Source organism: Aquipuribacter sp. SD81, from assembly GCF_037153975.1.
Taxonomy (GTDB): domain Bacteria; phylum Actinomycetota; class Actinomycetes; order Actinomycetales; family JBBAYJ01; genus Aquipuribacter.
This window is the reverse complement of record NZ_JBBAYJ010000019.1, coordinates 39,356-61,767: the sequence shown is the minus strand read 5'-3', so window position 1 is coordinate 61,767 and position 22,412 is coordinate 39,356. Positions and strand designations below refer to the sequence as shown.

Genomic DNA, 22,412 nt, shown 5'->3' with positions numbered 1-22,412 from the left:
CAGGTGGGCGCGCGGGACGACGGCGGCTCGCACGGGTGCGTCACGAACCCTACCCTCACCCGAGGGTCGAGTCCGCCTGGTTCGTGGTCGACCCGCCGACGAGGTGGCCGTGCGGGGCCTAGCGTGACGACCGTGGAGCACGTCGAGGTCGTGACGGCCGTGGGCCGCTTCGAGGACGCCGCCACGCTCGTCGGCACCAGCCGTCCGGATGCGGGCGCCTGCTGGTGCATGAGCTACCGCGACGCCCGGCTTGCCAACGCCGAGCGGCCGGCGGCCCTGCGGGACCTGTGCAGCGTTCCGCCCGGTCCCGGTGTGCTCGCCTACGTCGACGGTGAGCCGGCCGGCTGGTGCTCGGTGGCGCCGCGGAGCTCCTACCGCCGTCTCGTGCGCTCCCGCACGATCCCCACGCTCGACGACCGCGATGCGTGGGCCGTCGTCTGCTTCGTCGTGCGCCCGGGATACCGACGCCGGGGGCTGCTCCACGAGCTCCTCGACGGTGCCGTGGCGCACGCTCGGGCCCACGGCGCCGAGGTCGTCGAGGGCTATCCCGTCGACGCCGCGGACGGCCGGGTCGACAGCGTCGCCGGCTACGTCGGGTCGGTTCAGCTGTTCGAGCGCGCGGGCTTCGTGCGTGTGTCGGCGACGACGGCGCACAGCGCGCGACGGGTCCGCTGGGTCGTGCGACGCGAGCTGGGCACGTGAGGAGGCCCCGCGAGTGACGGCGCGGACCGGCCCGTGCCTCAGGACCCGCCGGCCAGCACCTCGGTGAGCCGACGCGCGAAGGCCTCCGGCTGCCCCGCGTAGCCGTGCTCCCCGCCCAGGAACCCGCCGTGGTGGCTCGGGAACACGACCGCGACGTCCTGCCCGAGCAGCCGGGCCGTCGCTTCGGACGTCCGGGCGGTGAACGTGCCCGCGGACTCCTCGCCGACCGCGACGACGACCCGGGTCGGCGCCGCACGGATCGCGTCCACGTCGAGCTGGTAGCCGCTGACCGCCCACGAGCGGTCCGACAGCAGCGGGTCGTCGCGCGAGCCGTCGTCCTCGGCGGGCATGCCGAGCTGCGCCGGGTCAGGGGCGGGCTGGTCGAAGTAGGCGTCGGTGTACTCGCCCTGCCACGACGTCATCACCATGAAGGCGGCCATCCCGGCGCCCCAGCCCCTTGCCTCGTAGGCGTCCCGGACGGCGGCTCGGGCGCGCTCGGCCGCCGTGGCGTCCGGCAGGACGGGGATGAGCGGGGGCTCGTGCGCGACGAGTGTGGCGACGTCCTCCGGATGGGCGGCGACGAGCGCGAAGGCGGTGACGGCGCCCCCGCTGCTGCCGAACACGTCGACCGGGCCCGCGCCGAGCGTCTGCACGAGGGCGTGCAGGTCCTCTGCCTGGACGGTGGGGTCGTGGTCGTCGCGCCCGTCGGTGCGAGTACTGCGGCCGAGACCGCGCGGGTCGTAGGTCACGCAGGTGCGGTCGGGCAGGAGCCCGGCCAGCGTCGCGAAGCCGCTCGCGTCCATCGGCTGGCCGACGAGCAGGAGCGGGGGACGGCCGTCCGCGGTCGGCAGCGGACCGTGGACGTCGTAGGTGAGGGCTGCGCCGTCGGTGTCGAGCGTCGAGGTGGTCATGCCGGTGAGGACGGTCGCCGGCACGGGAACTCATCGTCCGACGGATGACGGGTGCGGCGCCCGGCTCCGGGCGGCCGGAGGTCGTGGCCGGCCGTCGGGTCGGGCAGCATGACCGCGCGCGGACCGGTCCGCGCCGACGCCGGGGAGGGCGCACCGCTCGTGGACACCAGACTGCCGAACGCGACGCAGGACCCGCCGCCGGAGGCCCTGACCATCCGCGTCGACCCGCGGACCGACCCCCGGCTCGCCGGTGCCGACGTCCTGCGGCAGCGGCTGTCGGCTGCACGCAACGTGCTCGTCCTCACCGGGGCGGGCGTGAGCGTGGCCAGCGGCCTGCCCGCGTACCGAACGCCGGCCACGGCCACAGGCGGCCCTGTGTCGCCCTACGCCGACGACGAGCTGCCGCCGGAGCTCGACGGTCGGCTGCTCCTCGGCTCCCTCCCCGCGGTGTGGTCGGCATGGGGGCCGCGCCGGACGGAGATCCTGGCCGCGCGGCCCAACGCCGCGCACCTCGCGATCGCCGCGTGGCTCGCGGCGGCGCCGACCGGCGCCCGGCGCACGCTCGTCACGCAGAACGTCGACGACCTGCACGAGCGTGCAGCCGGGCTTCCGGTGACGGCGACCGCGACCGGCGGCGGCCCGACGGAGTCGCCCGTCGCGCACCTGCACGGCCAGCTGCTCGTCTCGCGGTGCGTGCGCGACCCCGCCTGCCACCGCGCCCCGGACGCCGCAACCTGGTCCGAGCCCCCGTCCTGCCCCGGTTGTGGTGGCCCGCTCCGTCCCGACGTCGTGCTCTTCGGCGAGCCGGTCGACCTGGACGCGCAGTGGCAGGCCCGGCGCGCCGTGCGGGCGTGCGACGTGCTCCTCGCCGTCGGGACGAGCGGAATGGTCTCCTCGGCGAGCGCGCTGCTGCGGTACGCACGCGACGTCGGTGCCCTCACCGTCGCGGTGAACCCGGACCACGCCGCGCCCGACGGCCTGCCCCTGCACGGCAGCGCTCCGGACCGCTACGACGTCCACGTCCGGGCGCCGGCGGAGGTCGCGCTCCCGCTGCTCCTCGCCGACGGAGCGGACGACCCGGCGGCAGCCGGCGTCCGCACGGTCGCGTCGGCCCTCCCGCGGGCGGGCACCGCACCTGCCCGTCCCCAGGTCGGCGCCGAGCCCGCCACCGGGCGGCACAGTCGCTGGTGGGCACCGCTCAGTTCAGCCCGACCCACCGGCGCCGACACGGCGGTCGAGGCGGCGGCGCGCCGGGCCGGTGACGCGCTGCTCGGCTGCGCGGTGGGCGACGCCCACGGTGAGCGCTTCTTCGGGCCCGCCGGCGCCGCGCTCGACCTCATCACCCGGCGGGTTTTGCCCGACCCGCCGCCGGGAGGGCTCCGCTGGACCGACGACACGTTGCAGCACGCGAGCGTCGTGGCGGTGCTGCGGCGCCACGACGGGGAGGTGCCGCCGGACGCCCTGGCGCAGCACCTCGCCCTCCACCTCGACGTCGGTCGCGGCTACGGCCGCGGGTCGCGCGAGCTGCTGTGGGCCGTCCGGCTGGGCGCCGACTGGCGACGGGAGTCGGCGTCGCTCTTCGGCGGCGGCTCGTGGGGCAACGGCGCCGCGATGCGCTCCGCGGCCATCGGCGCGTGGCACGCCGGCGACTGGCGCGCGGCGCGGGACGTCGCCGCCCGCCAGGCGGTGGTCACGCACGCGCACGACGAGGGACGCGACGGCGCCGCGGTCGTGGCCGCCGTCGCCGCCGTCCTCGCCGGCTCACGCGGCGGCGACCTGCCTCCGCGCGAGCTGCTGCTGGCCGCCGCCGACGGTTCGTGCGCGCCCGGCCGGCTGCGCGACGGCATCACCGCCGCGGCGGACCTGCTCGCCCGCGGTGAGATCGGTGACGACGTCGAGACCGTGAGGTCCGTCGCCGGAGCGCTCGGGACGGGGCAGGAGGGCGCCTCGTGGGACACCGTGCCGTTCGTGCTGTGGTCGGTCCTGCAGGCTCCGGACGACCTCGAGGCCACGTTCTGGCGCACGGTCACCGGCCTCGGCGACCGGGACACCACCTGCGCGATCGCGTGCGCGCTCGTCGCCTGCCGGACCGGCGAGGACGACACGCTGCGGGGTTGGGCCTCGCGGGTGGAGGCCCTCCCCCGCATGTGAGTGCCGGCGTCGTCGGTCCCGGACAACGGCGCCCGCCCGGCACGACGCCGCCCCCGGTCCCGCGACGGGACCGGGGGCGGCGTGGCTCTCGTCAGCCCTCGAGGCGCCTCAGAGCAGCATCAGCTGCAGCCGCTCGTGCTGCCGCAGCCCTCGCACACGTAGCACGAGCCGGCCGGGCGCATCTTGACCCCGCACGTCAGGCACATGGGGCTGTCCTGCGTGCGGCCCTGGATCGCCTCCATGAGCTCGGCCGAGGAGTGCACCTGCGCGGGCAGGGGCGCTGCGGCGGCCGCGGGAGCGGGCGCCGCCGGGGCCTCCTGCGCGGCGGGCTTCGCCTGCTCGACCGGTGCGGACTGGGCGTACACGTCGGCGTCGTACTCGCCGTCGTCGTCGGCGTCGTAGGTGTCGACCGGCTCGTACGAGCCCGTCTCCAGCTGCCGCTGCCGCTCCTCGGCGGTGTGGATGCCGAGCGCGGACCGCGTCTCGAACGGCAGGTAGTCCAGCGCCAGGCGGCGGAACACGTAGTCCATGATCGAGGCGGACATGCGCACGTCCGGGTCGTCGGTCAGACCGGCCGGCTCGAAGCGCATGTTCGTGAACTTCTCGACGTAGGTCTCCAGCGGCACGCCGTACTGCAGGCCGATCGACACGGCGATGGAGAAGGCGTCCATCATCCCGGCGAGGGTGGAGCCCTGCTTGCTCATCTTGAGGAAGAGCTCGCCCAGGCCGTCGTCGGGGTACGACGAGCTGATCATGTAGCCCTGCGCGCCGCCGACCGTGAACGACGTCGTGTTGGCGGGACGCTTCTTCGGCAGCCGGCGCCGCACGGGCCGGTACTCGACCTTGACCTCCTCGGTCGCGGTCGTGGAGCCGGACTCCTTGGCCGAGGACCCGCTGGACAGCGGCTGGCCGACCTTGCAGTTGTCGCGGTAGATCGCGAGCGCCTTGAGGCCGGACTTCCAGCCCTCGTAGTAGACCTCTGCGACCTCCTCGACCGTCGCCTCCTCCGGCATGTTGACCGTCTTGGAGATGGCCCCGGACAGGAACGGCTGCACCGCGGCCATCATGCGCACGTGGCCCATCGGCGCGATGGAGCGCTGGCCGATCGCGCAGTCGAAGACCTCGTAGTGCTCGGGCTTGAGACCAGGCGCGTCCACCACGTGCCCGTGCTCGGCGATGTAGGCGACGATCGCCTCGACCGTCTCCTCGGTGTAGCCGAACTTCCGCAGCGCGCGCGGGATCGTCTGGTTGACGATCTGCATGGACCCGCCGCCGACGAGCTTCTTGAACTTGACCAGCGAGAAGTCCGGCTCGATGCCGGTCGTGTCGCAGTCCATCATGAAGCCGATCGTGCCGGTGGGGGCCAGGACGCTCGCCTGGCTGTTGCGCCAGCCGTTGGTCTCGCCCGTCTTGTTGCCGGCCTCCCACACCTTGGTCGCGAGGGCCTGCACCGAGCGGTCCATGGGGTGCATGGTGCGGATCGCGTCGTTGGCGGCCTGGTGCTTGCGCATGACGCGCTTGTGGGCGTCGGCGTTGCGGGCGTAGCCCTCGTACGGGCCGACGACGGCGGCGAGCTCCGCGGAGCGCTTGTACGACACCCCCGTCATGAGGCTCGTGATGCTCGCCGCCAGCGCCCGGCCGCCGTCGGAGTCGTAGGCGAGGCCCGAGGCCATGAGCAGCGCGCCGAGGTTGGCGTAGCCGATGCCGAGCTGGCGGAACGCCCGCGTCGTCTCCCCGATGGGCTCGGTCGGGAAGTCGGCGAAGCAGATGGAGATGTCCATCGCCGTGATGACGAGCTCGACGCTCTTCGCGAACTGCTCGGCGTCGAAGGTGCCCTCGCCCGTGAGGAACTTCAGCAGGTTGAGGCTCGCGAGGTTGCAGCTGGAGTTGTCGAGGTGCATGTACTCGCTGCACGGGTTCGAGGCGTTGATGCGCCCGGACTCCGGCGTGGTGTGCCAGTCGTTGATCGTGTCGTCGTACTGGATGCCGGGGTCGGCGCACTCCCACGCCGCCTGCGCGACCTGCTGCCACAGCGCCCGGGCGTCGACGGACTCGATGACCTCGCCCGTGGAGCGTGCCCGCAGCCCGAAGTCCGTGCCGTTCTCGACCGCGCGCATGAACTCGTCGCTCACGCGGACGGAGTTGTTGGCGTTCTGGTACTGCACGCTCGTGATGTCGTCGCCGCCGAGGTCCATGTCGAACCCGGCGTCGCGCAGCGCGCGGATCTTGTTCTCCTCGCGCGCCTTGGTCGCGACGAACTCGGCGATGTCCGGGTGGTCGATGTCGAGGACGACCATCTTCGCCGCCCGGCGCGTGGCGCCGCCGGACTTGATGGTCCCGGCCGAGGCGTCGGCGCCGCGCATGAAGGACACCGGGCCGGACGCGGTCCCGCCGGAGGACAGCAGCTCCTTGCTCGAGCGGATGCGCGAGAGGTTGAGACCCGCACCGGAGCCGCCCTTGAAGATGCGCCCCTCCTCGGCGTACCAGTTGAGGATCGAGTCCATCGTGTCGTCGACGGCGAGGATGAAGCACGCGCTCACCTGCTGCGGCGCGGGCGTGCCGACGTTGAACCAGACGGGGCTGTTGAAGCTGAACACCTGGTGCAGGAGCATCCACGTGAGCTCGTGCTCGAAGACCTCGGCGTCGGCGTCGGTGGCGAAGTAGCCGTGGTCCTTGCCGGCCTTGGTGTAGGTGAGCACGACCCGGTCGATGAGCTGACGGAGGCTCCGCTCGCGGGTGTCGCTGCCGACCGCCCCGCGGAAGTACTTCGTCGTGACGATCGAGGAGGCGTTGACCGACCAGAAGTCGGGGAACTCGACGCCGCGCTGCTCGAAGATCGTCTCGCCGGTCTTCCAGTTGGTCTGGACGACGTCGCGCGACTCCCACGTCACCTCGTCGTACGGGTGGACGCCGGGGGTCGTCCACACCCGCTCGACGGTGAGGCCGGCGGCGCCGGGTGCGGTCTGTCGGGTCGACGAGGTCGTGTCGGTCATGCGGGCTCCCCTGGGGTGACGGTCGTGCCGGACGGCGTGCGGACGGTGCTCTGGACGGGTGCGGGTGCGGTCTGCTGCTGGTGCGCGCACTGCTGCTCGGGCTGCTGCTCGTGGGCGGCGCGCTCGACGCGGAGGAGGGTGATCGCCTCCTCGAAGTCGGCGAGGGACTCGAAGGCCCGGTACACGCTGGCGAAGCGGAGGTAGGCGACCTCGTCGAGCTCGCGGAGCGGCCCCAGGATCGCCAGCCCGATCTCGTGGGCGTCCACCTGGGCCGCCCCGGTCTGGCGGACGGCCTCCTCGACCTTCTGCGCGAGAAGGGCGAGGTCGTCCTCGGAGACGGGCCGGCCCTGGCACGCCTTGCGGACGCCCGAGAGGACCTTCTCCCGGGAGAACGGCTCGGTCGCGCCGGAGCGCTTGACGACGGTGAGGCTCGCCGACTCCACGGTCGTGAAGCGACGGTCGCAGTCCTGGCACTGACGCCGGCGGCGGATCGCCGTGCCGTCGTCCGCCGTGCGGGAGTCGACGACCCGGGAGTCGCCTAACCGGCAGAACGGGCAGCGCACGACGCACCCCCTTCCCCCGCCCCTGTGGACGGACCTGTGCGGTACCTGTTGACGACGGCACCTCACCGTGTGGACCACCTGTGGACCAGATGTGGATGAACCACACGGGTGTAACTACTAGATGTTGTGGCAACGGTAGCAGCGACCACCGACAACGCAAGAGGGCGGCGCCGCCTTCCGACGGCGTGTCGTCGGGTCGCGGCGCCGCCCTCGGGGACGCATCTCCCCGTGGCCGACCCGCTCCTGCAGGTCAGCCGGGGGTCGTGGTGCTCAGCGGGTGGGGACGAGGAGCCGGTCGCCGGCGAGCACCGTGCTCGAGGCGAGCTCGTTGAGCCGGACCACGTCGTGGACGACGGCACGCGGGTCCCGGTCGGGTGCGTGGTCGCGCGCGAGCGACCACAGCGTGTCGCCCGGGTCGACGACGACGCTGACCGCACCGACCGCGTCGGCGTCGACCGAGGTCGCGCCCACCCCGGACACGACGCCGGAGCGGCCGTCGCCGGCGGAGGCCCCGGGGGCGACGAAGGACGCCGCCGCGACCCACACGAGCAGCACCGCGAGCGCCGCTGCGGCTGTGGTCGCGACCCACGCGAGGGCGCGCACGACGACGCGGCCGCGCCGGGTGAGCACGAGGGCCGGACGGCGGCCTGGGGCGCGGTGGAGCGTCGGGCGGAGCGGGGCGGCGGCGGTGGTGCTCATCGGTTCCTCCTCTGGACAGGTGTTCGGTGGGGGCTCGCGCCTTCGAACGTCTGTACGTTAACCTCAGGTCGAGGGTTTGTCGAGCGTGTGTTCGACGGACGGCGACACGCCGCCCGCGGTGCTTGTGAACACGTGTTCGACCTCCTAGCGTCCTGATCACCCGGACGACGGGTCAGCGGCACGCACCGAGGAGACCCCGGGGGTCGGACACAACCCCCGGCGAGGACGACGGAGGACGACATGGCAGGGCAGGACCTGGAAGGGCTCACCGAGCGCCAGCGCCGGGTGCTCGAGACCATCCGCGAGGCCGTCCGCACGCGCGGGTACCCGCCGTCGATGCGGGAGATCGGCGAGTCGGTCGGCCTCACGTCCCCGAGCAGCGTCGCCCACCAGCTCGCCACGCTCGAGCGCAAGGGCTACCTGCGCCGCGACCCGCACCGCCCGCGGGCCATCGAGGTCGTCGGGCCCGAGGACGCGCGCCGGCGTCCGGCCCCGACCGGCGACGTCACGGCGGTCGTCGAGCCGGAGGCCGCCGAGGAGCCCGGGGCCTGGCGTGCGGGCGCCCACGACGAGGGCAGCCCGATGCCGGAGGCGAGCATGGTGCCGCTCGTCGGCCGCATCGCCGCCGGCGGACCCGTCCTGGCCGAGGAGGTCGTCGAGGACGTCTTCCCGCTCCCCCGTCAGGTCGTGGGCGACGGCACGCTCTTCCTGCTGCAGGTCGTCGGCGACTCGATGGTCGACGCCGCGATCTGCGACGGCGACTGGGTGGTCGTGCGCCAGCAGCCCGTCGCGGAGAACGGCGAGATCGTCGCCGCCATGATCGACGGCGAGGCGACCGTCAAGACGTACCGGCGTCGGGACGGGCACGTGTGGCTCATGCCGCACAACCCGCTCTACACGCCGATCCCGGGTGACGACGCGACCGTCCTCGGTCGGGTGACGGCGGTCCTCCGCCGCGTCTGAGGCGTCGGAGGCGTCGCCGCGCTCAGACCGGGGTCCGTGCGAGCGCCGCTGCTCCCGCGGCCGACAGCGCGTCCGCGGCGCGGTCGACGTCGTCGCCGTCGTTCCACAGGTGGAAGGACACCCGCGCGCGACCGGCGCGGCTGGCGACCGTGACCCCGGCGTCGCCGAGGGCGGCGACGACGCGGCCGTCCGCGTCGGGCACCACGAGGACGGGACGGCCCGCCGGCTCCCAGCCGAGGTGGGCGCGCAGCGCGTCGGCGAGGTCCGCGCCGTGGCGGCGGCGCACGTCGACCGGCAGGTCGAGCAGCACCTCGAGCGAGGTCTGCGTGCCGACCCACGCGAGCCACGCGGGGCTGACGTCGAAGCGCCGCGCGTCGGCGGCGACGCGCAGCCCGGGGCCGTAGACAGACCCCCACACGTCCTCCCCGGCGTACCAGCCGGCGTTGTGGCCGCTGAGGCGGTCGGCCACGGCGGGGCGGACCGTCAGGAAGGCGCTGCCCCTGGGCGCGCACAGCCACTTGTAGGCCGAGCAGACCGTGACGTCCCACGCGGCCGCGTCGACGTCGAGCCAGCCGGCGGCCTGCGTGGTGTCGCACACCGTGAGCGCACCGCACGCCGTCGCGGCGGCACGCACCCCGTCGGCGTCGACGACCCGCCCGTCCGCGGACTGCGCGAGCGAGAAGGCGACGACGTCGGGCCGCAGCCGCTCGGTCGCCTCCGGGAGGTCCTCCAGCGGCACCGCCGCAACGCTCACCCGGCGCCCGGCCTGAGCCTCGAAGGGCCCGCACACCGAGCTGAACTCGCCGGCCACCGTGAGCACCCGCGCCCCGTCGGGCAGGGCCACCGCGACCTCGGCGACGAGGACGGAGGCCTGCGAGCCGACCGCCACCCACGACGGCTCCACGCCGACGAGCCGCGCATAGAGGCGCCGCGAGGCCTGGACGTGGCGGTCGTACGCGACAGCGCACGCCCGCCCGGCCTGCCACGCGTCGACCGCCTCGTGCACGGCCGTCGCCGTGGCTCGCGGAGGCAGCCCGAGGGTCGAGGCGTTGAGGTAGCCCGGAGCCGGTGCCCACGCGGAGGTCGTCACCCCGACAGCGTGCCCACCGCCGCGGTCATGCCACAAGCAGCAGGTTCTTCCGCGACCCATCCACAGGGCTTATGGGTCGTCGTAGGCTGCCGCCCTTGCCCCTCGACGTCGACGTGCTGCGACTGCTCCGGGCCGTCTCCGAGGAGGGCTCGGTGTCGGCGGCCGCCCGGCGGCTGGGCGTAAGCCAGCCCGCGGCGAGCCAGCAGCTGCGCCGGGCGGAGCGCGTCATGGGCACCGCGCTCGTCGAGCGGGTCGGCCGCCGCTCGCGGCCGACGGAGCCCGGCCGCGTCCTCGCCCGCCACGCCGTCGCCGTGGAGGCGCTGCTCGCTGTCGCCGAGCGTGAGGTGCAGGCGGTCGCGGGGCTCGCCGCGGGGACCGTGCGCCTCGTCGCGTTCCCGTCGGCGTCCGCGCGCCTCGTCCCGCGTGCGCTCGCCGCGCTCCGCGCGGCGCACCCCGGGCTGCAGGTCGCCCTGCAGGAGGTCGAGCCGCCGGACTCGGTGCGGCTCGTCCGCGACGGCGAGGCGGACGTCGTCGTCACCTTCTCCTACGACCTCACCGACGGCACCGACGGCACCGACGGCACCGACGGCACCGACCGCACCGACCGCGTGTCGGACCTGGCCGGCCTGCACGTCGCGCCGCTCCTCCTCGACGAGGTGAGGCTCGCGGTGCGGGGCGACACAGCGTGGGCGCGACGCGACCGGGTCGCGGTCGCCGAGCTGTCGGACGAGGACTGGATCGCGGGCTGCCCGCGCTGCCGGGGCCACCTCGTCGACCTCGCCGCCGCCGCGGGCTTCCGGCCCCGGCTGCGGTACGAGACCGACGACTACGTCGCGGTCCTCGGGCTCGTGGCGGAGGGGCTGGGCGTCGCGCTGCTGCCCGGGCTCGCCGGCAGCCACGTCGCGGACCGGGACGTCGTCACGGTGCCCCTCGACCCGGTGGCGCGGCGGCGGGTCGTGGCCGTGACGACGCCCGACCTCGCGCGGGTGCCCGCCGTCGCCGCGGTCCTGCAGGCACTCGTGGGGAGCGCGACGGACCGGCCGTCCGGCGTCGCCGTCAGCCGGTAGCCGCCCGTGCGTCGCCGGCGGAACCGGCGGTGGCGCGCAGCCGCTCGAGCGCCGCGAGGACCGTCGCCCGGTCCGTGGTCCGCCACATGGGCGGCAGCGCCTGCAGGAGCGCGTCGCCGTAGCGGCGGGTCACGACGCGCTGGTCGAGGACGGCGACGACCCCGCGGTCGGCGGTGCTGCGCACGAGGCGTCCCGCGCCCTGCGCGAGCAGGGTCGCGGCGTGCGCGACCGACACCGTCATGAACCCGTTGCCGCCGCCGGCGGCGACCGCCTCGGTGCGGGCCTGCGCGAGCGGGTCGTCGGGGCGGGGGAACGGCACCCGGTCGAGCACGACGAGGCTGCACGAAGGCCCGGGCACGTCGACGCCCTGCCACAGCCCGAGCGTGCCGAAGAGGCAGGTGGGCTCGTCGTCGGCGAACTGCCGGACGAGCGTCGGCACCGCGTCGTCGCCCTGGCACAGCACCGGCAGGTCGGTGCGCGCGCGCACGACCTCCGCGGCCCGCTCGGCGGCCCGGCGCGAGGAGAACAGGCCGAGGGTGCGACCGCCCGCGGCCTCGACGAGCGCGACGAGCTCGTCCCACAGCGGCTCCCCGTGGCCGTCACGGCCCGGCGGCGGCAGGTGCGCGGCCACGTAGAGGATCGCCTGGCGGCGGTAGTCGAAGGGGCTGCCGACGTCGAGACCGGTCCACCCGCCCCGACCGAGCCCGAGGCGGCGCGCGAGGGCGTCGAAGCCGCCCGGCCCGACGAGCGTCGCGGACGTCGCGACGACGGTGCGGGTGTCGAGGAGCCGGCTGCGGAGCAGCCCGGCCACGCTGAGCGGCGCCGCGACGAGCACGTGACCGCGGCGCTCGTCGTCGTCGAGCCACACGACGTCGGTGCCGGTGGGCGCCTCCGCCGGCGCCTCGGCCTCGGCCTCGGCCTCGGCCTCGACGGCGTCCTCGTCGTCCGTCTCGCCCTCACCCGCCGTCCCGCCCCCCGCCGCGGGGCCGGCCGTGTCGTCGCGGTCCGGGCGGGGGACGCCGGCCAGCCGCTCGGCGGTCCCGACGACCTCGAGCAGGGCCGCGCGGCCGGCCTGGCTCCGCGCGGCGCCCGCGTCCTCGCCGGCGGGCTGGTCGCGCGGCAGGGAGCGCAGCGTGCCGCGCGCGGCGGTCGAGACCAGCAGCAGCGCGTCCTGCACCGTGGCGGACGGTCCGTCGGGCAGCCGGCCCGGCGTCACGTCGGCGAGCGCCCGCTCGAGCCCGTCGGCCGCCCGCTCGAGGTCGCGCACCTGCGAGGCGTCCGCGCCGGACCGGCGGGCGGCCCCGGCCGCGGTCCGGACGGCGGTGGCCGTGAGGTCCCGCGACAACGTCGTCGTCACCCGGTCGACGAGGTCGTGCGCCTCGTCGACGACGACGACGTCGTGCGGCGGCAGGGTCTGCAGGCCCTCGACGGCGTCGATGGTGAGCAGCGCGTGGTTGGTGACGACGACGTCGACCTCCCGCGCGCGGGCGCGTGCGTCCTCGCTGAAGCACTCCGCGGCCGCGGGGCAGCGCTGCGCTCCCAGGCACTCCCGCGCCGTCACCGACACGGCCCGCCACGCCCGGTCCGACACCCCGGGCACGAGCTCGTCACGGTCGCCGGTCGTCGTGGTCTCCGCCCACTCCCGGGCCCGCGCGACCTGCAGCTCCAGTCCCGAGCGAGGTCCCGCGGAGCCGTCGTCGGCGCCCCACAGCGACAGCGCGTCGTCCTCCTCGGCGTCGCCGCCGTCCAGACGGTGCCGGCACACGTAGTTGTTGCGGCCCTTGACGAGCTGCCACGTGGGGCGGCGTCCGAGCGGGCCCTCGAGGGCGTCGGCCAGGCGCGGCAGGTCGTGGCGCACGAGCTGGCCCTGCAGCGCGAGCGTCGACGTCGCGACGACGACCCGCTCGCCCCGGCGGACCGCCGCGGCCACGACCGGGACGAGGTAGCCCCACGACTTCCCGGTGCCGGTCCCGGCCTGGACGAGCAGGTGCCGGTGCTCCGTCACGGCCTCGGCGACGGCGCGCGCCATCTGCTCCTGCCCGGCGCGGGGGGTGCCGCCCGTCGCGGCGACGACCGTCGCCAGCAGCCCGGCCGCCTCGTCCGCGAGGTCCGCGGCAGCCGTGGCCGGCTCGGCGGCGCCGCCCTCCGGCGGCGCGGCGGCGGGCTCGGTCACCGGAGGGAGGCTAGCGGTCCTCCGCCTCGTGCAGCGCCGCCGCCAGCGCCTCGTCGACCCTCGCCCGCACCCGGGTCCCCGCGGGCTCGTGGTCGACCGCGAGCACCTCCCCGTCGTCGTGGACCCGGCTCACGAGGTCGCCGCGCGTGAACGGCACCACGACGTCGACCTCGACGTCCGGGTGGGGCAGGTCGGAGGCGATGCGCTGCAGGAGCGCGTCGATGCCCGAGCCGGTCCGCGCCGACACCGCCACCGCCGCGCGCTCCCGGCGCAGCAGCCGGTCGACGACCTCGGGGTCGGCGACGTCGCACTTGTTGAGGGCGACGACCTCGGGCACCCGGTGCGCGTCGACGTCGGCCATGACCGCGCGGACGGCCGACAGCTGGCCCTCGGGGTCCGGGTGGGACGCGTCGACCACGTGGACGACCAGGTCGGCCTCCGCCACCTCCTCCAGCGTCGAGCGGAACGCCTCGACGAGCTGGTGCGGCAGGTGCCGGACGAAGCCGACGGTGTCGGCAAGGGTGACGGCGCGACCGTCCGGCAGCTCGGCCCGGCGCACGGTCGGGTCCAGGGTCGCGAAGAGCGCGTCCTCCACGAGCACGCCGGCCCCCGTGAGCCGGTTGAGCAGGCTCGACTTGCCGGCGTTCGTGTAGCCGGCGATCGCGATCGACGGCACCGCGTTGCGGCGGCGGCTGCCGCGCTTGGTCTCCCGCGCGGTGCGCATGTCGGCGATCTCGCGCCTCAGCTTCGCCATGCGGGTGCGGATGCGCCGCCGGTCGAGCTCGATCTTGGTCTCACCGGGGCCGCGGGAGCCGATGCCGGCACCGCCGGCGACCCGGCCACCGGCCTGCCGGGACATCGACTCGCCCCAGCCGCGCAGGCGCGGGAGCAGGTACTCCAGCTGCGCGAGCTCGACCTGCGCCTTGCCCTCCCGGCTCTTGGCGTGCTGGGCGAAGATGTCGAGGATCAGCGCGGTCCGGTCGACCACCTTGACCTTGACGACGTCCTCCAGGCTGCGCCGCTGCGACGGCGACAGCTCGCCGTCCACGACGACGGTGTCCGCGCCGGTCGTCGCGACGATGTCGCGGAGCTCGGCCGCCTTGCCGGAGCCGAGGAACGTCGAGGGGTCCGGCTTGTCGCGACGCTGCAGCAGCGCGTCGAGCACCTGCGAGCCGGCGGTCTCGGCGAGGGCGGCGAGCTCGGCGAGGCCCACCTCGGCGTCCTCGACGCCGGCCGAGGTCCAGAGCCCGGCGAGCACGACGCGCTCCAGCCGGAGCTGGCGGTACTCGACCTCGGTGACGTCGGTGAGCTCCGTGGACAGGCCCGCGACGCGGCGCAGCGCCTGGCGGTCGGCGAGGTCGAGCTGGTCCCCGTCGTACGCGTCGTACCCGTCGTCGGGCCCGCCCGGCTCGAGGCCGTCGAGGGGCTCCGGCCGGCGGGCGTCGCGCGGGGTGGGGTCGGTGTGTGTGCGTGGCATCGTCCTGCCAGGATCGCACGCGGTGGCCTGTCGGCCCCAGCCGATTACGCGTCAGGGAGGCGGCGTGGACCTGCTGACCGTCCTCGGTCTCCTCGGTGGGCTCGTCGTCCTCGTCGTCGGCGGGGAGCTCCTCGTGCGGGGGGCCGGCGGCCTCGCGCTCGCGCTCGGCCTGTCCCCGCTCGTCGTGGGGCTCACGGTCGTGTCCTTCGCGACGTCGGCGCCCGAGCTCGCCGTCACCCTCGACGCGAGCCTGTCCGGCTCGCCGGGCCTCGCGGTCGGCAACGTCGTCGGCAGCAACATCGCCAACGTCCTGCTCGTGCTCGGCGCGAGCGCCGTCGTGCTGCCGCTCGTGGTCCGCACGCGCGTGGTGCGGCAGGACGTGCCGGTGATGATCGGCCTGTCGGTCGTCGCCCTCCTGCTCGCGCTCGACGGCAGCATCGGGCGCCTCGACGGCCTGCTGCTGCTCGTGCTCCTGCTGCTGTACGTCGGGCGGACGGTCTGGACGTCGCGGACCCGGCGCGACGACGACGAGCCGGGCGTCGCCCCGGGGACGGACGAGCCCGTCCGGCGCGGCAGCGGGCGGCGCCGGACGGTCGTCGACGCCCTGCTCGTGGCGGCGGGCGTCGCGCTGCTCGTGCTCGGCGCCCGCCTGCTGGTGGGAGCCGCGACCGACATCGGCGAGGCGCTCGGCGTCAGCGAGCTCGTCATGGGCCTCACGGTCGTGGCCGTCGGCACGTCGCTGCCGGAGCTCGCGACCTCGGTCGTCGCGGCGGTCCGCGGCCAGCGCGACATGGCTGTCGGCAACGTCGTCGGCAGCAACATCTTCAACCTCGGGGCGGTGCTGGGTCTGGCCGCCCTCATCAGCCCGGACGGCGTCCCGGTGTCGCGCGGGGCCGTGGTGCTCGACCTACCGGTCATGGTCGTCGTCGCGCTCGCGCTCCTGCCGGTGGTGTTCACCGGGGCGGCCGTCGCCCGCTGGGAGGGGGTCGTCTTCGTCCTCTACTACGGCGTGTACGTCACGTTCCTCGCGCTCGACGCCACGGGCCACGACGCCGTGCCCGTGCTCGGACGGGTGGTGGTCGGCTTCCTCGCGCCCCTCACCGCCCTCACCCTGCTCGTGCTCGTCGGCGCCGAGGTCAGGCGACGCCGCCGGCGCACGGCGAGAGGCCCGGAGGGGAGCCCGGCACCGTGAGCGAGCAGCAGCCCCACTACTTCGACGCCGACCCGGCGGCGCCCGCCCGCGCGCGCGAGCTCTCGCTCGACCTCGACGGCCGGGCCGTGCGGGTGCGGACGGCGGCGGGGGTCTTCAGCGGCGACCGGCTCGACCCGGGCACGGCCGTGCTGCTGCGCTCGGCGACGGACGTGCCCGCGGGCGGGGACCTGCTCGACCTCGGCTGCGGGTGGGGACCGCTCGCCCTCGCGCTCGCGGCCCGCGCCCCGGCGGCGACGGTGTGGGCGGTCGACGTCAACGCCCGCGCGCGAGCGCTCACGGCCGAGAACGCCGCCCTGAACGGCCTCACCAACGTGCGGGTCGCGGCGCCGGAGGACGTCGACCCCGCGCTGCGCTTCGCCGCCGTGTGGTCCAACCCGCCGATCCGGATCGGCAAGGCCGCCCTGCACGACCTGCTGCGGCTCTGGCTGCCGCGGCTCGCGACCGGAGGCCACGCGGACCTCGTCGTGCAGCGCAACCTCGGCGCCGACTCCCTGCACCGCTGGCTCGCCGACGGCCTGGACGACCCGGCGGGCCTCGGCGCGCACCTCGCGACGACCCGGCTCGCGAGCAGCAAGGGCTACCGGGTGCTGCGGGTCCGCCGGGACGTCAGCGGCTGAGCGGCTGACCGGCCGCGGCCCGCTCCAGCCACGCGGGCTCGACGACCAGGCGGGCGACGACCTCGGCGGGACCGGCGAGCTCGCTGCCGACGATGCCCTCGTCCTCCCGGCGGCGCAGCCGCACCCGCAGCCGGCCGCCCGGCACGTCGACGGTCCAGGAGCGGTGCCCGTTGCGCAGCGACGCCGCGGCGGCCGCCGCGACGGCGCCGGTCCCGCACGAGGACGTCTCCCCCACCCCGCGCTCGTGCACGCGCATGCGCAGGTAGCCCGTCCCGGGGGCGTCACCCTGGCCGACCCCGCCGACGAGCTCGACGTTCGCGCCGTGCTCCGGCTCCGGCTCGAGGGTGGGACGGCGCGCGAGGTCGGCGTCGAGGACGGCCGCGACGTCGCCGACGTCGACGACGACGTGCGGGTTGCCGACGTCGACCGCCCGCCCGGGCAGGCGCCGCGTGCGGTCGGGGCCGACGACCCCGACGGCCACGAGGTCCTCGGCGACGCTCACCGGCCCCATCTCGACCGCGTACACGGGGTAGCCCGCCGCGACGAGCCGCACGGGCCGCGCGCCAGCGCGCGACAGCACCGGCACGCGCCCGACGGCCGGGTCGACGAGACCGGCGTCGACGAGGCTGTGGGCGAGGACGCGTACCCCGTTGCCGCACATCTCGGCGGTGGTGCCGTCGGCGTTGACGTGGTCCATGAACCAGCCGGCCTCGCCGTCGACGTCGGCGCGCACGGCGCGGATGACCCCGTCCGCGCCCACACCCAGGCGCCGGTCGCACAGCGCGCGGACGACGTCGGTCACCAGCGGCCACGTGTCGTCCGGGTCGAGGACGACGACGAAGTCGTTGCCCGTCCCGTGCGCCTTGAGCGCGTGCAGGCCGTCGGGTCCGAGGGGGCTGCTCACGCCCCCATCCTCTCGCGGAGGCGGGGGACGACGAGCGCCCGGGCCCGCTCGGTGAGCGCCGCGGCGGTGTCGTCGGCGGCGACGTCGAGCCACAGCACGTCGGGGTCGGCGCCGAACCACGACTCCTGCCGGCGGACGAGGCGGCGCGTGGCGCGCACGGTGGCCTCGCGGGCCTCGTCGTCCCCCGTGCGCCCGGCGAGCAGCTCGAGGACCTGCGCGTAGCCGACGGCCCGCGACGCGGTCGGCCCCTCGGCGAGGCCCCGCTCGCGCAGCGACCGGACCTCATCGACGAGGCCGTCGCGCCACATGCGGTCCACCCGCTCCGCGATGCGACGGTCGACGTCGGGGCGTTCCCGGCGCAGGCCGAGCACGACGGCGGGCACCGCGCGGGCCCGCGCCCCCGGCTCGGGCATGGCCGCGCTGAACGGGCGCCCGGTGATCTCCACGACCTCCAGCGCCCGCACGACGCGCCGCACGTTGCCGGGCAGGATCGCCGCGGCCGCGGCGGGGTCGACCCGGCGCAGCCGCTCGTGCATCGCCGGCGCACCCACCTCCTCGGCCTCCGCGCTCAGCCGGGCGCGCACGTCCGGGTCGGTGCCGGGGAAGCGCAGGTCGTCCAGGGCCGCCCGCACGTACAGGCCCGACCCGCCGACGAGCACGGGCAGCCGGCCGCGACCGGCGACGTCCGCGAACGCCGCGCGAGCGAGTTCCTGGTACTCCGCGACCGCGGCGGGACGGGTGACCGGCCAGACGTCGAGCAGGTGGTGCGGGACGCCCCGCCGCTCCCGCACCGTCAGCTTGGCCGTCCCGACGTCCATGCCCTCGTACAGCTGCATGGAGTCGGCGTTGACCGCCTCGCCGCCGAGGGCCTCGCACAGCCCGACGGCGACGTCGGACTTCCCGGTCGCCGTCGCCCCCACGACGGCGAGCACCACCGGCGGGGCCCCGGACGTCGCCGGGCCCCCGCTCACGCCAGCCGCCACGTCGCGACGAGGTACCCGACGCCGAGCGGCGCGTCGGCGAGGTGCAGGACGGGTGGGCGCCGACCGCCCACGGCCGCGAGCACGTCGACGGCGTCGCACGCGTCGGCGCCGACGGCCGGGGCTGCGCGCCGCGCGCGGGTGGAGACCCGCCGGTGGCCGCGGACGGCGGCGGCGAGCGCGCGGTCGACCACCCCGCCCCGCGGGTCTTCGCCCCCGGGGGCGCGGGGGCCGCGGGTGCGCGAGCCGTCGGCGAGCAGCAGCAGGCCGGTGCGCGCCCGGACGGCGTCCTGCTGCGCGAGCCAGCCGGCCGGGTCGCCGGCGACCCGCGGCCACGACGTCTCCTCGCGACCCGGGCGCCAGTCGGGCATGGCCGGGTGCCCGGGCCGGGAGTCCAGCAGGGCGTGGGCGAGCTCGTGCGGCCACGAGCCGCGGGCGCGCGAGGGCACCGGCGAGGGCAGCACCGAGCCGAACCCCGCCAACGTGCCCGCCCGCTCGTGCGCGACGAGGAGCACCCGGTCGCAGTCGTCGAGCACGTCGAGCGCGCGGGTGACGGCCGCCCGGACCGGCTCGACCTCCGGCACGTCGGTCCCCGTCAGCCAGGGCAGCAGGACCGGTGCGGCCGGCACGAGGCACGCGGCGGCGACGGGCACCGGCTCACCGTATCCGCCGCCGGCCCGCGGCCCGCCGGCGGCCGGGTGGGCGCCTCGCGGTGGGCACGCCGTGGCTCAGGTGAGCGGCTCCAGCGGCAGCAGCCCGGTGCGGTGCGCGAGGGTGACCGCCTCGGTGCGCCCCGACGCCCCCAGCTTGGCCATGGCGTTCGACAGGTGCACCGAGACGGTCTTCTCGCTGATGAACAGCCGCGCGCCCACCTGCCGGTTCGTCAGGCCCTGGGCGACGAGACGGAGCACCTCCCGCTCGCGCGCGGTGAGGACCGCGTCGGCCCCCGCGCCGGCCTCGCCGAGCCCGGCCCGGCGCTCGAGGGCGTCGACCTGCGCGGACAGCGGCGCCGCACCGAGCTCGGCCGCCGTGCGGCGGACCTCGGCGAGCAGGGGCTCGACCTCCTCCGCGGCCGCGCCGCGCGCGCCGCTGCCGAGGAGGGCGGCGGCCAGCCCGAGGCGGCAGCGCGCCTGCTCGTAGGGGTGGCCGAGGACGGCGAAGGCGGCGAGCGCCTCGCGCCACGCGGGGACCGGGTCGAGGTCACCGTCCCGCGGACCGGGTACGGCGTCGTCCGGGGCCTGCCCGCCGTCCGGTGCCGCCACCGGCAGGACCGGGCGCAGCCGGGTCAGCTCCGCCCGCAGCCGCGCCTGCCACGCCCGGGCCTCCGGTCCGGGGCGCTCCCGGGGGTCGGGGTGGGCGGCCGCCTCGGCGACGAGCTCCTCCACCGCCCGGCCCCGGGCGAGCGCCCGGCGCGCGAGGCCGGCGGCGCGCGCGGCGTCGTGTCGCAGCAGCGCCTCCTCCGCGACGTCGGCGAGGGCGGCGACCTCGACGGCGCCGAACCACACGGCCGCGAGGCGCTCGTCGCCGAGCACGCGCACGAGGTCGTCGCGGGCGGCGCGGGCGACGTCGGCGGCCTCCTCGGGGCGGCCCTGCCAGCGGCGCAGCTCCGCGAGGCAGCCGTCGACGACCACCTGCACGCCCACGTCCAGCCCGCGCAGCGGCACGAGCCGCTCCACGGCCGCCTCGGCGGTGTCGTCGCCGCGCGCGACGGCGACGTACAGGTCGATGGCCGCCAGCCGGGCGGCGGGCGTGTCGGGGGCGAGGTCGGTGTCGGCCTCCGGGCGGGTGCGCCAGTGCCCCGTCATGTACCGGGCGAGCCGGCGCAGCACGCGGAGCTCGACCGCGAGCGGGCTCCACAGCAGACCGGCGGCGCCCGCCCGCTCGACGGCCTCGTCGGCGACGGCGAGGGCCTCGGGCACGGCCCCGCGGCCGTAGCGGGCCCAGCCGAGGTTGACGCACGCACGCAGCTCGGTGAGCAGGTCGCCGGCCGAGCGGGAGCGCGCGACCGCCTGCACGAGGCGCTCGTCGGCCACCTGCCCGGCCGCGGCGGCGTCCGCCCCGCCCGCGGCCTCCTCGCCGAGCGCGACGGCGACCGTGGCGAGCGCGTCGGCCTCGACGTCCGGCAGCCCCGCCTCCACCGCGACGGCGAGGGCCCGCTCGCCGGCGAGGCGCGCACCCGGCTTGCCGGCGAGCATGAGGGCGCGTGCGAGACCGGCGAGCGCCCACGCCCGGTCCCGGACGACCTCGTCGGGGCCGTCGCAGACCGCGGTGACGGCGAAGTCGCCCACGCCGAGGGTGCGGACGGCGGCGCGGGCGTGCTCCAGCGCCTCCCCGGTCCGCTCGGAGGCGATGAGGTGCTGGGCGAGGCGGTGGTGCAGCACCCCGGCGCGGTGGTCGTCGCCGGCCGCGTGCGCGCGCTCGAGCGCGGCGCGCGCCAGCGAGACGGCGCGCTCCACCTGCCCGGAGCGGCTCGCGAGGCCCGCGGCGCGGCGGTGCAGGTCGACGTCGTCCTGGCCGAGCCGCTCCGCGGCGTCCGGGACGCTGTCGTACAGCTCGATCGCCCGCTCCAGGTGCGCGAGCGCCTCGCGCGGCGCGAGCCGGTCGACGGCCTCGTCCGCCGCGCGCACCGACGCGGTGAGCCCCGTCGGCACGTCGTGCGCGGCGAGGCTGTGGTGGGCGAGCTCCGCCGCGCTGCCGCGCACCTGGCCGCTCGCGCCGGCCGGGGCCTCGACCACCTGGCGGAGCACCCCCGCGTAGGCGCCGTGCCAGCGGCGACGCTCCCCCGGCAGCAGGTCGTCGTACACCGCCTCCTGCAGCAGGGCGTGCCGGAAGGCGAAGCGCTCGCCCTCCGCGCGGAGCACCTGGGCGGACACCGCCTCGCGCAGGGCGTCGTCCAGCTCGTGGCGTGGCAGGCCGCACACCTCGGCGAGCAGGGTGTCGTCGACCCGGCGTCCCCCGACGGAGGCGACGCGGGCGACCTGCCGGGCCGCCGGGCCGAGCCGCTCGAGCCGCGCGAGCAGGACGTCGGCGAGCCCGTCGGGGACGCCGGGCCGGTCGCCGGCGGCGAAGAGCTCCTCGGCGAAGTACGCGTTGCCCTCCGATCGCTGCAGCACCCGCTGCACGGTGGAGACCGGCACGTCCCGGCCCGCGAGCGTCGTGAGGAAGCGCGTCATGCCGGGCAGGTCGAATGGCCGCACCTCGACCCGCTCGACGTGCGGCAGGCGGGCGAGGTCGCCGAGCAGGGCCCGCACCGGATGCGAGCGGTGCAGGTCGTCGCTGCGGTGGCTCGTGACGACGAGCACGCGCTCGCGCCGCATGCGACCGAGCAGGTAGCGGAGCAGGTCGCGGGAGGAGGGGTCGGCCCAGTGCAGGTCCTCCACGACCACGACGACGGGCTGCTCCTCGGCGAGGCGCCCCACGAACCCGGCGACGGCCTCGAACAGGCGCAGCCGGCCGACCTCGACGGCGGTCGCGTCGGCGACGGCGTCCGCCGGTGGCGGGGCGGGCCGGGACCGGTCGGGGGCCTGCCCCGTCGCGCCGGGACCGGCCGGGGACGCGTCGGCCCCGAGAAGCGGGCGCAGGCCGTCGGGGACGGGACGGCCGGTCGCGGCGAGGTACGCCCCGACGGCCTCGGCGAAGGCGAGGTAGGGAAGGCCGGCCGCTCCGAAGTCGACGCAGTGCCCGCGCAGGACGACCGCGCCGCGACCGGCGACGAGGTCCGCGAAGGCCTCGACGAGGCGGGTCTTGCCGGCGCCGGCGTCCCCGGCGAGCAGCACGGCTCCCGGCCGACCGGCCGCGGCCGCACCGAAGCGGTCGAGCAGCCGGTCGAGCTCGGCCTCGCGGCCGACGAGGGGCGCGTCGAGGCTCATCCGTGGCACCTGCTCATCGTGGCAGCAGGGGCCGACGGAC

Annotated in this window: 17 protein-coding genes; 6 read left to right on the top strand and 11 right to left on the bottom strand. The window is 76.5% G+C overall.

Translation table 11 applies throughout. The annotated features are described in order from the left end of the window. Positions 1 to 132: 132 nt before the first annotated feature. Complete coding sequence (locus WAA21_RS12415; protein ID WP_336923128.1) at positions 133 to 702, top strand: GNAT family N-acetyltransferase; 570 nt, start codon at positions 133 to 135, stop codon at positions 700 to 702. 38 nt (positions 703 to 740) lie between these two features. Here WAA21_RS12415 and WAA21_RS12410 read toward each other — a convergent pair whose 3' ends face one another. Further along, entirely contained in the window at positions 741 to 1,637 is an 897-nt protein-coding gene (locus WAA21_RS12410; protein WP_336923127.1) for an alpha/beta fold hydrolase, read from the bottom strand. Positions 1,638 to 1,721: 84 nt separating this feature from the next. On the opposite strand from WAA21_RS12410, the gene WAA21_RS12405 reads away from it, so the two are divergent. Next, positions 1,722 to 3,764, top strand: a complete 2,043-nt coding sequence (locus WAA21_RS12405) for an ADP-ribosylglycohydrolase family protein (protein ID WP_336923126.1) — start codon at positions 1,722 to 1,724, stop codon at positions 3,762 to 3,764. Between the two features lie 119 nt (positions 3,765 to 3,883). On the opposite strand, the gene WAA21_RS12400 is transcribed toward WAA21_RS12405, so the two are convergent. The 3 genes from WAA21_RS12400 to WAA21_RS12390 all read right to left on the bottom strand — a co-directional run bounded on the left by WAA21_RS12400 (position 3,884) and on the right by WAA21_RS12390 (position 8,019). Beyond that, entirely contained in the window at positions 3,884 to 6,757 is a 2,874-nt protein-coding gene (locus tag WAA21_RS12400) for a vitamin B12-dependent ribonucleotide reductase (protein ID WP_336923125.1), read from the bottom strand. Continuing rightward, the gene (nrdR, locus tag WAA21_RS12395; protein ID WP_336923124.1) at positions 6,754 to 7,320 is read right to left on the bottom strand and encodes a transcriptional regulator NrdR; all 567 of its coding nucleotides are present in this window, start codon (positions 7,318 to 7,320) and stop codon (positions 6,754 to 6,756) included. Before nrdR ends, WAA21_RS12400 begins: the two co-directional genes overlap by 4 nt. Before the next feature lie 270 nt (positions 7,321 to 7,590). Next, entirely contained in the window at positions 7,591 to 8,019 is a 429-nt protein-coding gene (locus WAA21_RS12390) for a LysM peptidoglycan-binding domain-containing protein (RefSeq protein ID WP_336923123.1), read from the bottom strand. A gap of 240 nt (positions 8,020 to 8,259) precedes the next feature. On the opposite strand from WAA21_RS12390, the gene lexA reads away from it, so the two are divergent. Next, complete coding sequence (gene lexA / locus WAA21_RS12385) at positions 8,260 to 8,982, top strand: transcriptional repressor LexA (RefSeq protein ID WP_336923122.1); 723 nt, start codon at positions 8,260 to 8,262, stop codon at positions 8,980 to 8,982. 22 nt (positions 8,983 to 9,004) lie between these two features. Here lexA and WAA21_RS12380 read toward each other — a convergent pair whose 3' ends face one another. Then, positions 9,005 to 10,072, bottom strand: a complete 1,068-nt coding sequence (locus WAA21_RS12380) for an aminotransferase class V-fold PLP-dependent enzyme (protein ID WP_336923121.1) — start codon at positions 10,070 to 10,072, stop codon at positions 9,005 to 9,007. A 95-nt stretch (positions 10,073 to 10,167) separates the two neighbouring features. On the opposite strand from WAA21_RS12380, the gene WAA21_RS12375 reads away from it, so the two are divergent. Beyond that, entirely contained in the window at positions 10,168 to 11,139 is a 972-nt protein-coding gene (locus tag WAA21_RS12375; RefSeq protein WP_336923120.1) for a LysR family transcriptional regulator, read from the top strand. Here WAA21_RS12375 and WAA21_RS12370 read toward each other — a convergent pair. Next, complete coding sequence (locus tag WAA21_RS12370) at positions 11,129 to 13,312, bottom strand: ATP-dependent DNA helicase (protein WP_336923119.1); 2,184 nt, start codon at positions 13,310 to 13,312, stop codon at positions 11,129 to 11,131. The genes WAA21_RS12375 and WAA21_RS12370 overlap by 11 nt on opposite strands. Positions 13,313 to 13,322: 10 nt before the next feature. Continuing rightward, positions 13,323 to 14,789: a GTPase HflX gene (gene hflX, locus WAA21_RS12365; protein WP_336923118.1), complete on the bottom strand. Its 1,467-nt coding sequence runs from the start codon at positions 14,787 to 14,789 to the stop codon at positions 13,323 to 13,325. A 64-nt stretch (positions 14,790 to 14,853) separates the two neighbouring features. On the opposite strand from hflX, the gene WAA21_RS12360 reads away from it, so the two are divergent. Then, entirely contained in the window at positions 14,854 to 15,981 is a 1,128-nt protein-coding gene (locus tag WAA21_RS12360; protein ID WP_336923117.1) for a calcium/sodium antiporter, read from the top strand. After that, positions 15,978 to 16,619 carry a class I SAM-dependent methyltransferase gene (locus WAA21_RS12355; protein WP_336923116.1) on the top strand — a complete coding sequence of 214 codons (642 nt, stop codon included), beginning with the start codon at positions 15,978 to 15,980 and terminating at the stop codon, positions 16,617 to 16,619. The genes WAA21_RS12360 and WAA21_RS12355 overlap by 4 nt, the downstream gene beginning before the upstream one ends. On the opposite strand, the gene dapF is transcribed toward WAA21_RS12355, so the two are convergent. The 4 genes from dapF to WAA21_RS12335 all read right to left on the bottom strand — a co-directional run bounded on the left by dapF (position 16,609) and on the right by WAA21_RS12335 (position 22,372). Beyond that, positions 16,609 to 17,523 (bottom strand): diaminopimelate epimerase, encoded by a 915-nt coding sequence (gene dapF / locus WAA21_RS12350; RefSeq protein WP_336923115.1) that lies wholly within the window; start codon positions 17,521 to 17,523, stop codon positions 16,609 to 16,611. The two genes, WAA21_RS12355 and dapF, sit on opposite strands and share 11 nt — an antisense overlap. Then, positions 17,520 to 18,494 (bottom strand): tRNA (adenosine(37)-N6)-dimethylallyltransferase MiaA, encoded by a 975-nt coding sequence (gene miaA, locus WAA21_RS12345; protein WP_336923114.1) that lies wholly within the window; start codon positions 18,492 to 18,494, stop codon positions 17,520 to 17,522. Before miaA ends, dapF begins: the two co-directional genes overlap by 4 nt. Next, a complete protein-coding gene (locus tag WAA21_RS12340) occupies positions 18,491 to 19,156 on the bottom strand; it encodes a hypothetical protein (protein ID WP_336923113.1) in 666 nt (221 codons plus the stop codon). Before WAA21_RS12340 ends, miaA begins: the two co-directional genes overlap by 4 nt. Positions 19,157 to 19,231: 75 nt before the next feature. Next, positions 19,232 to 22,372 (bottom strand): AAA family ATPase, encoded by a 3,141-nt coding sequence (locus WAA21_RS12335; protein WP_336923112.1) that lies wholly within the window; start codon positions 22,370 to 22,372, stop codon positions 19,232 to 19,234. Positions 22,373 to 22,412 lie beyond the last annotated feature (40 nt).